This window comes from Limnohabitans sp. Rim8, assembly GCF_945869175.1.
In the GTDB taxonomy this organism is placed as follows: domain Bacteria; phylum Pseudomonadota; class Gammaproteobacteria; order Burkholderiales; family Burkholderiaceae_C; genus Limnohabitans_A.
Genome location: NZ_CAMBNZ010000114.1, coordinates 1 through 7365, shown reverse-complemented (window position 1 = coordinate 7365; position 7365 = coordinate 1). Strand labels below are relative to the sequence as shown.

Annotated in this window: 7 protein-coding genes, 1 tRNA gene and 1 pseudogene; 3 read left to right on the top strand and 6 right to left on the bottom strand. The window is 56.8% G+C overall.

Annotated elements, in window-relative coordinates; genetic code table 11:
* From Q0O19_RS13320 to uvrC, 6 genes are all read right to left on the bottom strand, one after another.
* Positions 1 to 206, bottom strand: a 206-nt coding sequence (locus Q0O19_RS13320; RefSeq protein WP_295523744.1) for a SurA N-terminal domain-containing protein, incomplete at its 3' end; no start/stop codon positions are given.
* 62 nt (positions 207 to 268) lie between these two features.
* Positions 269 to 344 (bottom strand) — tRNA-Val (locus Q0O19_RS13315).
* Between the two features lie 283 nt (positions 345 to 627).
* Positions 628 to 1713 carry a tartrate dehydrogenase gene (locus tag Q0O19_RS13310; RefSeq protein ID WP_295523742.1) on the bottom strand — a complete coding sequence of 362 codons (1086 nt, stop codon included), beginning with the start codon at positions 1711 to 1713 and terminating at the stop codon, positions 628 to 630.
* An 83-nt stretch (positions 1714 to 1796) separates the two neighbouring features.
* Positions 1797 to 2705 (bottom strand): DMT family transporter, encoded by a 909-nt coding sequence (locus Q0O19_RS13305; RefSeq protein WP_295523740.1) that lies wholly within the window; start codon positions 2703 to 2705, stop codon positions 1797 to 1799.
* A complete protein-coding gene (gene pgsA / locus Q0O19_RS13300) occupies positions 2702 to 3271 on the bottom strand; it encodes a CDP-diacylglycerol--glycerol-3-phosphate 3-phosphatidyltransferase (protein ID WP_295523738.1) in 570 nt (189 codons plus the stop codon). The genes Q0O19_RS13305 and pgsA overlap by 4 nt, the downstream gene beginning before the upstream one ends.
* A 53-nt stretch (positions 3272 to 3324) precedes the next feature.
* Positions 3325 to 5256 carry an excinuclease ABC subunit UvrC gene (uvrC, locus tag Q0O19_RS13295; protein ID WP_295523736.1) on the bottom strand — a complete coding sequence of 644 codons (1932 nt, stop codon included), beginning with the start codon at positions 5254 to 5256 and terminating at the stop codon, positions 3325 to 3327.
* A 47-nt stretch (positions 5257 to 5303) separates the two neighbouring features.
* On the opposite strand from uvrC, the gene earP reads away from it, so the two are divergent.
* The 3 genes and pseudogenes from earP to Q0O19_RS13280 all read left to right on the top strand — a co-directional run.
* Positions 5304 to 6398, top strand: a complete 1095-nt coding sequence (gene earP, locus Q0O19_RS13290) for an elongation factor P maturation arginine rhamnosyltransferase EarP (RefSeq protein WP_295523734.1) — start codon at positions 5304 to 5306, stop codon at positions 6396 to 6398.
* A 65-nt stretch (positions 6399 to 6463) separates the two neighbouring features.
* Entirely contained in the window at positions 6464 to 7018 is a 555-nt protein-coding gene (gene efp, locus Q0O19_RS13285; protein WP_295523732.1) for an elongation factor P, read from the top strand.
* A 66-nt stretch (positions 7019 to 7084) separates the two neighbouring features.
* Positions 7085 to 7365, top strand: a pseudogene (locus Q0O19_RS13280) (3-isopropylmalate dehydrogenase); the annotation flags it as partial.

Genomic DNA, 7365 nt, shown 5'->3' with positions numbered 1-7365 from the left:
GAAGCACGAATGCGATCCACTTCAGCCTGATGGGCAGCATCCCACTCGGACTGCGTGATTTTTTGGCCATCGACCTTGGCGACCACGGCACCTTTGTCTTCAAACTGGCTGTAGCCCTCAATGCCGAACAGCACAAAAGAAGGAATCACCAGCAAGAACAACAACCCCATCAAGATTTTTGAGTTGTTGCGAATGGAATCAAACATGTCTGAAGTCTCGGGTTGTCAAGAAAAAAGGCGAACACTGGGTTCGCCTTTACTTTATAGGGTGGTGGGCGCTGACGGTCTCGAACCGCCGACCTACTCCGTGTAAAGGAGCCGCTCTACCAACTGAGCTAAGCGCCCCACATAAAAAATCTTCTTTTCAAAACTTCACACTGTTTTTGCAGCAGAGAGGGATTGAAACTTGGGCATATGAATTTTAATCGCACCCGCAGTGAAAACGGATCAAGTCCAACTTGTCCAAAGCCATCGTGTGCTTGACTTTGAAAATCCATGGAAGTACCACAGTCTGAAGGAACTCGTTTCAGCAGTTTATGAGATTTTATCCATGAAAACTCAACAAAGCAGGCACGGCACCACAGATATTCAATGCGCTGCCTGAGCTGGAACGCCCATCAAGTGGTTTTCAAAGTGCCTCAGCAATGGCCTTGCCCACATCGGAAGTTTTAGCCGTTCCTCCCAAATCAGGTGTGCGTGGGGCATCGGCACCGGCTGCCAGCACTTTCTCAATGGCGGTCAAAACGGCATCGTGTGCGTCTTTGTGGCCCAAAAACTCCAGCATCATGGCGCCACACCAAATTTGCCCGATGGGGTTGGCAATGCCTTTGCCTGCGATGTCTGGCGCAGAACCATGCACAGGCTCAAAGAGGGAGGGGAATTTCCGGTCTGGGTTCAGGTTGGCGCTTGGAGCGATGCCGATGGTGCCGGTACAGGCTGGGCCCAAGTCGCTCAGGATATCACCGAACAAATTGCTGGCCACCACCACGTCGAAAAAGTCGGGGCGCTGGACAAAATGGGCTGTCAGGATGTCGATGTGGAACTTGTCCAAGTGGATGCTTGGATAACCCTTGGCCATTTCGGCCACACGCTCGTCCCAATAAGGCATGGTGATGGCGATGCCGTTGGATTTGGTGGCACTGGTCAGGTGCTTTTTGTGGCGTGATTGGGCCAACTCGAATGCGAACTTCAAGACGCGGTCGACGCCAATGCGGGTCATGATGGACTCTTGCATCACGATCTCTCGCTCGGTGCCGGGAAACATGCGGCCACCCACGCTGGAGTATTCGCCTTCGGTGTTTTCGCGCACGATGTACATGTCGATCTCACCCGGCTGGCGGGCGCTGCCGTCGCGCCGTACCACGGGCGCGATGATGCCAGGCATCAGCCGGGCTGGACGCAGGTTGATGTATTGGTCAAACTCCCGGCGAAACAAGAGCAAAGAGCCCCACAACGACACATGGTCGGCGATTTTGTCCGGCCAGCCCACTGCACCAAAGTACAAGGCATCATGACCGCCAATCAGGTCTTTCCAGTTGTCGGGCAGCATTTGGCCGTGCTTTTCGCAGTAATCCCAGCTTGAAAAGTCAAAATGGTCAAACTGCAAATCGATGCCGAATTTGCGGGCTGCCGCATCCATGACCCGCAGGCCTTCGGGCATGACTTCTTTGCCAATGCCATCTCCAGGAATGACAGCGATACGGTGCTTGCTCATACGGGTTACTTTCTGTGGATCAAAAAACAAAAGGTGAGAAAACGAAAAAACAAGAGCTTAGCAACAAAGCAAAGGTCTGCGCGTCAGGGACGGGACGGCCGCACCACCAAACTGACCCCCACCGCCGTGAGGGACGTGCCCAAAAGGGTGGTGATGGTGATGGTTTCACCAAAAAACAGCCAAGCCATGATGGCGGTGGTGGGAGGGACCAAATACATCAGGCTGGTGACCGAGGCAGCGGCACCCCGTTGAATCAACAGATACAACAGTGAACTGCCCCCCAAAGTCAAACCCAGCACTGACCAGGCCATGGCCCCGATCAATTCGTTGTTCCAACGCACGGACTCGGTTTCCATCAGCGCCCATGGCAAGGTGACCACCAAGGCGGCCAGCAACTGAACCGTGTTGGCCGAACGCACGTCGCAGGGATTGACAAAGCGCTTTTGGTACAGCGTGCCCACCGTGATGCTGAGCAAAGCCGTCAGGGCAAAAGCCATGTTGGCCGGCGTGACATGGTCCAAGGGCGTGCCCAAGGTCAATTTGCGCCAGACGACCATCAACAAGCCGACGAAACCCAGCGACAAACCCCACCATTGACGTCGCGTGATTCCCGGTTGCTCGCTGCCACGCAGGCTGTAGGCCAGCCAAATGGCGGTCAAAACGGGTTGAAATCCCACAATCAAGGCAGACAAGCCCGACCCCATCCCTGCTTTCACCGCCACCCAAACACCGCCCAAGTAGCCTGCGTGCATCAAGATGCCCGTGACCGACAAATGCAGCCATTGCTGGCGGCTTTGTGGCCAAGCCACCTTGGCCCATGAAATCCAAGCCAAAAAGCACGCAATGGACAAGGCATATCGGACCGACAAAAAGGTCAATGGCGGGGCGTGGGGCATGCCAAAGCGGGCCACAATGAATCCGGTGGCCCAGATCAACACAAACACCACAGGTGTCGCCTTCACCCAGGCGTCAGACGAAGCCGCCGCGCTCATTTCACCCGGGCTCGGATTTCAGGCAGGGCCTTTTGCATGTAATAAACCATGGACCACACCGTCAAAATCGCGGCCACCACGATCAAGACGGCACCCCACACGCGGGTGTTGATCACACCCAACAGCGTCCCGTTGTAGAGCAAAAAAGAAATCGCCGTCATTTGCACGGTGGTCTTGATTTTGCCCACCATGTGAACAGCCACGCTTTTGCTGGCACCAATCTGGGCCATCCACTCCCGCAAGGATGAGATGGCGATTTCGCGGCCAATGATGATCAGCGCCACCAGCACGTTCACCCGGTCCATTTGGACCAACATCAGCAAGGCGGCGCACACCAAAAATTTGTCAGCCACTGGATCCAAAAAAGCGCCAAAAGCGGAGGTCTGGTTGAGTTTGCGGGCCAAAAATCCGTCCAGCCAGTCGGTGAACGCAAACAGCACAAACATGACGGTGGCGATCAGGTTTTGCGTCTCCACCGCCAAACTGTCCAAGTAGTACACGCCAATGATCAATGGGATCGCAACAATGCGCGTCCAAGTCATGATGGTTGGAATGGTGAAAAACATGGGGTTCATTGTGGCACGTCAATGCGTCACCGCCATGTCTCTTGCGCGCAGCCTCAGTGCAAGGCGTTGTAAATGGCCTCGGCCAAATCCTTTGATATGCCTTCTACGCTTAACAAGTCTTCCACGCTGGCACTTTCCACCCCACGCACACCGCCAAAACGCTGCAACAATTTGGCGCGTTTGCGAGGCCCAATGCCCGGAATTTCCTCGATCTTGCTGCCGCCCATGCGCACCTTGGCACGCTGCGCCCGCATGCCCGTGATGGCAAAACGGTGGGCTTCATCGCGAATCTGCGCCACCAACATGAGCGCTGCAGAATCCTTACCCAGATAGACCTTGTCACGGCCATCGGCAAACACCAACTCTTCGAGGCCCACCTTGCGGCCCTCGCCTTTTTCGACGCCTACGATGCGCGACAAATCCAAGCCCAAATCGGTGAACACCTCACGGGCCATGCTCACCTGTCCTTTGCCGCCGTCGATCAACACCAAATCGGGCAAACGCGCTGTGCCCTCGCCCGATCGCAAGGCTTCGGCCAGCTTGCCATAGCGGCGCATGAGCACTTGGCGCATGGCGGCGTAATCGTCACCCGGGGTGATGCCCTCGATGTTGTATCGGCGGTAATCGCTGCTTTGCATCTTGTGCTGACGGAACACCACACACGAGGCTTGGGTGTTCTCACCGCCTGTATGCGAGATGTCAAAACACTCGATGTGCAGCGCGTCCAGATCGTCTGGGGCCAAATCCAAGGCATCGGCCAAGGCCCGGGTTCGGGCCTGTTGCGAACCTTCCTCGGCCAGCAAACGGGTCAACTGGATCTCCGCATTTTTCTCGCTCATCTCCAGCCACACCCGGCGCTGCTCTCGTGGGTTGTGCACGGCCGCAATTTTGTAACCCGCTTGTTGCGACAAAGCCGCCACCAAAGCTTTATCCACCGCCACGCTGGTGATCATCGCAACCGGGACCGGAATGCCGATGTAGTGCTGGGCCATGAAGGCTTCCAAAACCTGAACCTCGACCGCCACCTGGGGCTGTTCATCGTCTCCTATGGCCAGTAAGGCATGGGCATCTTCCACATGCGCCGGAAAGTAAGCCCGGTCCCCCAAATGCCGTCCGCCTCGCACCATGGCCAGGTTCACACAGGCACGCCCACCCTGCACCCGCACAGCCAAAATGTCCACATCGGTGTCGGTGCCCGTGTCCACCGACTGCTGGTGCAGCACGCGTGACAGGGCCGTGATTTGGTTGCGCACCTCGGCGGCCAGCTCAAAGTCAAGGCGCTCTGAATGTGCCATCATCCGCGCTTCCATCTCTTGCAACAAGGCCTGTGTCTCGCCCTTCAAAAACCGCTCGGCGTGTTGCACGTCATCGGCATAAGCCTGAGGGCTAATCAAGTTGACGCAGGGCCCCGAACAGCGCTTGATCTGGTACAGCAAGCAAGGACGGGTACGGTTGGCAAACACCGTGTCTTCGCAGGTGCGCAGGCGGAACACTTTTTGCAAAAGCTGAATCGACTCCTTGACCGCCCAAGCACTCGGGAATGGGCCAAAGTACCGGTGTTTTTTCTCGACCGCACCCCGGTAATAGGCCACACGGGGGAAAGTCTGCGGCTCGGGCGCACCCGAAACGGCTTTCAAAAAAAGTGTGCCATTGCCCGTGAGCTTCAGGTAGGGGTAGGTCTTGTCATCGCGAAACAGGATATTGAAGCGCGGGCTCAGCGTCTTGATCAGATTGTTTTCAAGGAGCAGCGCCTCGGCTTCGGAGCGGACCACCGTGGTTTCCATGCGGGCGATCTTGCTGACCATGTGGCCGATGCGTGTGCCGCCGTGGTCCTTTTGGAAATAGCTTGAGACCCGCTTTTTCAGCTGCTTGGCTTTGCCCACATACAACACGCTGCCTTGCGCATCGAAGTAACGGTAAACCCCCGGCAAAGCCGGAAGCGCCGCCACCTGGGCCAACAAGGATTCGTCGTGTGCCGCGTTCATGGCGCGTATTGTGACGGTGAAACACTTTGCCGCGACAATCCCTTTTTATGAACTCGCGCCACACCGGGAAAATCTGGGACATTTTTTGCACCGTGATAGACAACCACGGCGACCTGGGCGTGTGCTGGCGACTGGCCTGTCAATTGGCCCAGTTGGGGCAATCGGTGCGACTGTGGGTGGACGATGCCTCGGCATTGGCTTGGATGGCAGCGGACCATGGCCAAGCCTCCTTTTCACCTGTCGCGGTGCTGCCCTGGGACAAAGCGAGCGACCAGGCCTTGTTGGAAAGCTTGCCCTATGCCGACGTTTGGGTCGAAGCCTTTGGCTGCACCTTGCCCGAAGCCTTTGTGGCTCACGCGGCCGCCACGCGCCAGCAGCAACCTGCCTGGATCAACTTGGAATACCTGAGCGCAGAAGAATGGGTGCCCCGGATGCACCGCCTCCCCTCGCCCGTGATGAGCGGCCCGGCCAAGGGTTGGACCAAGACATTCTTTTATCCCGGCTTCACGCCAGACACAGGCGGCCTGTTGCGTGAAGCCGACCTGCTGACCCGACAACAAGGCTTTGACCGCGTCGCCTGGCGTCAACAACACGCCCCCAACTTGGCGCCGGGTGGTCTGCTCATCAGCCTGTTTTGCTACGAACCCGCCGCTCTGCCCCAACTGCTGGCGCAAATGGTGGGCACACCTCACCACTTGTTGGTCACGCCTGGACGACCGATGGCAGCTGTGCAACAAGCACTGAAAGAGATGGCTGTGCACCCCAACTGGAGCGCCCTGCCCTACACCGACCAAAACGGTTTTGACGAGATGCTTTGGTCCTGTGACCTCAACTTTGTACGCGGCGAAGACTCGCTGGTGCGTGCCCTGTGGGCCGGCCAAGCCTTCATCTGGCACATTTACCCGCAAGACGACAAGGCGCACCACGCCAAACTGGGGGCGTTATTGGACTGGCTGCAGGCACCTGAGTGCCTGCGGCGGGCGCATCGGGTTTGGAATGGGTCAGAATCCAAAAACAGAATGACAATAGATCAGACAGATCTGGCCGAGTGGCAGCGTTGCGTCAAAGACGCACAACAAAGACTCTCCCACCAAACTGACTTGGCAAGTCAATTGGCCCTGCATGTGGGCGAGAAAACCTAGCCCTAGAGGTTAGAATATGGGGCTTGGCTGTAAGCCACCCCCCTTTCATTTCAGACTCAATTCCTATGAAAACCGCTCAAGAAATACGCGTCGGCAACGTCATCATGCACGGCAAAGACCCCATGGTCGTCCTGCGCACCGAATACCAACGCGGTGGCCGCGGCTCGTCGACCGTGCGCATGAAGCTCAAAAGCCTGATCGCCAACTTCGGCACCGAAGTCGTGTTCCGCGCTGACGACAAAATGGACCAAGTCATTTTGGACAAGAAAGACTGCACCTACTCGTACTTCGCGGACCCCATGTATGTGTGCATGGACACCGATTTCAACCAATACGAAGTCGAATCCACCAACATGGGTGACGCTTTGAACTACTTGGAAGACGGCATGGAACTCGAAGTGGTGTTCTACAACGAGAAAGCCATCTCGGTTGAATTGCCCACCAGCGTGGTGCGCGAGATCACTTGGACCGAGCCAGCCGTCAAAGGCGACACCTCTGGCAAGGTGCTCAAGCCCGCCAAGATTGCCACCGGCATGGAAGTGCCTGTGCCTTTGTTCGTGTCCCAGGGTGACAAGATCGAGATCGACACCCGCACAGGTGAATACCGCAAACGCGTCTGATCTGCCGGTCAAACCCTCCATAAAGCCCCGAAAGGGGCTTTTTTATGGCGCATGCACAATGAGGGCATGCCTAACAAACCCAACATTCAAGACGCTACCTTGGCCCACGCTTGGTCGGATTTGCAAAACGAAAGCCCCACCAGCGATTGGATGCTGCCCGAGGCAAAACGCTTGGCATTTGCCGACCCTGAGTTTTTGTTGCGCCGAGAAACCCGGGGCATTCGATTCCAACTGGAAATGCTCAAGCCCGATCTGGCCCAAGCCGAGGCCGGTATCGAACACACCGTGGTGGTGTTTGGCAGCGCCCGATTCATCGACCGCGAAAGTGCCCAAGAACGCCTGAACAC